Origin of the sequence: Caballeronia terrestris (assembly GCF_001544515.1) — a bacterium.
GTDB classification, from domain to species: domain Bacteria; phylum Pseudomonadota; class Gammaproteobacteria; order Burkholderiales; family Burkholderiaceae; genus Caballeronia; species Caballeronia terrestris.
Genome location: NZ_FCOL02000290.1, coordinates 1 through 2,200, shown reverse-complemented (window position 1 = coordinate 2,200; position 2,200 = coordinate 1). Strand labels below are relative to the sequence as shown.

At 59.0% G+C, this 2,200-nt stretch carries 3 protein-coding genes; all 3 read right to left on the bottom strand.

What is annotated here, in order from left to right:
• A partial coding sequence (gene tnpC / locus AWB67_RS36660; RefSeq protein ID WP_087660721.1) for an IS66 family transposase occupies positions 1-1,355 on the bottom strand: 1,355 nt, incomplete at its 3' end.
• A gap of 89 nt (positions 1,356-1,444) precedes the next feature.
• Positions 1,445-1,798 (bottom strand): IS66 family insertion sequence element accessory protein TnpB, encoded by a 354-nt coding sequence (gene tnpB / locus AWB67_RS36655; protein WP_087660720.1) that lies wholly within the window; start codon positions 1,796-1,798, stop codon positions 1,445-1,447.
• Positions 1,798-2,200: IS66-like element accessory protein TnpA (gene tnpA, locus AWB67_RS36650; RefSeq protein ID WP_087660719.1), on the bottom strand; the 403-nt coding region annotated here is incomplete at its 5' end. The genes tnpB and tnpA, both read right to left, overlap by 1 nt.

The following is a 2,200-nucleotide window of genomic DNA, read 5'->3' as shown; positions in this document are numbered from 1 at the left end:
GCAAACGGTCGTATGTCGCGTTCGGCAATGTTGTTGTCAACCGGGGCTCGCCCGTCGGCAACGTAACGGCTGAGATACTCCCACTGGTTAAGCGTGTAGCTGATGGCATTGCCCAGTGAGCTTTCGGGCGGCACTTGCGGTGCCTGCTCGTCCAGCCAGGCTTTAAATGCTTCAAGCAGCGGAACGCTGTGCTGTTGTCGTAATCGTAATGTATACGCGGCGCGCGTTTCGCCGCTCGGCGGCTTCTCTCTTGCGAGTGCTTCGACGCGATAGAGTCGCTGGAAGAATTCGAGAGCCTGCTGTGCACGTTTGCCCGGTTTTTTCTGCGTCTTCAGGACCTCCACGAATCCGCGTCTCGCATGAGCAAGGCAGCCGAAGTGAGTCACGCCCTTGATCGCTCGCCACGCGCTGTAGCCGTCGGACATCACCATGCCTTTGTAGTCCGCGAGAAACGTCTGGGGATATTGCTTGCCACGTCCGGGTTGATAGTCGAACAACACCACCGGCTCTGCGCTATCCTGCCCGCTTCGATACAGCCACATATAAGACTGGCTTTGTGCGGTTTTGCCCGGCTCCTTCAGCACCTGAACGGTTGTTTCGTCGCCATGGATCAGTGGCTGCGACAGCAAGGTCTTGCGTAACGACTGGTAGAGGCGCTCCAGATGCAATTGCGTTGGCTTGATGACCCAGTGTCCTAATGTACCTCGGCCCACCGGAATGTTCGCGCGCCCGAGCGCGTCTTCCATTCGGTATAGCGGCGTGCCGTCGACATACTTGCCCGTCATTACTGTGGCGATCATCGCGGGGCTGGCCTGACTGCCCGGTAATGGTTGCGCCGGCATCGGCGCGACCAGGATCGGCGTACGCTCGGCGAAACGCTCGCAACGACGGCATGCATATTTGAAGCGAACATGCTGCAAGACTGAGGCCTTCACCTCGATATGCAGTTGCTCGCTGATTTCCTCGCCCATACGATGCATCGCGTTGCTGCAACAGGGACAGATCTTCTGTTCTTCGGGCAGGTCGTACTCGATGCGCTGGCGGGGAAGATCCGCCGGCAGAGGCTTGCGACCTCGCTTGCGGCGAGCAGGCTCCGGCGCTTCCGGCAAACCCGTGTCAGGCAAGTCGAGTTCGCCCGTGTCATCCTCAGGATCCTCGGCTGCGGCCTGCTCGGCTTCGTTGAAGATACGATCCTGAAGCTTCTCGCTGCTCGGTGCGAAGCGCTTGTGTTGCGCAAGCCGGAATTGTTCCTCGAGATGGCGAACTCGCTCACCCAACTGGCGGTTGCGGGCCTCGAGCTCACGAATGTAAGCCTGCGCGGCTGGAGGCAATCGGGAGAATTCGCGTTCGTCCATGCTACCCACAGTAGCGAATCAGAACGCACAATGGGTTTACGGAAATTTGTAACGGCTGTCGACGACGTCGCCCAGCAATGCTCGCAGCATCAGCTTGTATGATGGTACTGTCGCGCGGGATGACGGCGCATCGCATCGACGTCAATACCATCAAGCAACCAGTGCAGCTGTTCGGTCGTCAGCTCGATCACTGCCTGCTTGCGGCGCGGCCACACGAAGTGGTCCTTCTCGAGACGTTTTAACATTAGCCAGAAGCCTGAGCGCTCATACAGCAACAGCTTGACGCGGTTGCGTTTGCGGTTATGAAACGCGAATACGGCGCGGGCGAAGGGATCGAGCTGCATCGACTGTTCAACCAACGCCGTGAGGCTATTGATGCCAGCCCTGAAGTCGACAGGCTCGCGGTGCAGGTAGACGCGGAGGTCGGAGTCAAGGCGGAACATCAATGCGCTCCCAGTGCGGCGATCAATGCCGTGACAAGTGTCGCATCGTGTCGTGAGCACTCAAGTTCGACTTTTACCCCGTTTGGCAGTTGCGCCGACAGGCGCGCCATGGGTCGAGACACAGTCGCCGATTGCCTGTGACTAGAAGACACTGGCAGCGCTGACGACTGGGGATTGGAATCCGGATAGCTGTGTTCCACAGAAACCACAGGGATGAACGCCGTCGTTGCCGGGTTGACCGTGTCTTCGGCTGCACGAGCAGACTTTGCCCTCTCATGCAGGCGAATCCACTTGTGCAGCTGGTTTGCGTTTACTTGGGCCTTGAGTGCGAGGCCGGCGATTGACGCACCCGGCAGCAAGCACGCCTCGATCAGTTGGCGCTTACCCTCGGGGTCGTACCTC

What these genes read in the sequence shown, in the direction of transcription:
- tnpB (WP_087660720.1), bottom strand. Translation starts at nt 1,798, where the DNA reads ATGTTCCGCCTTGACTCCGACCTCCGCGTCTACCTGCACCGCGAGCCT.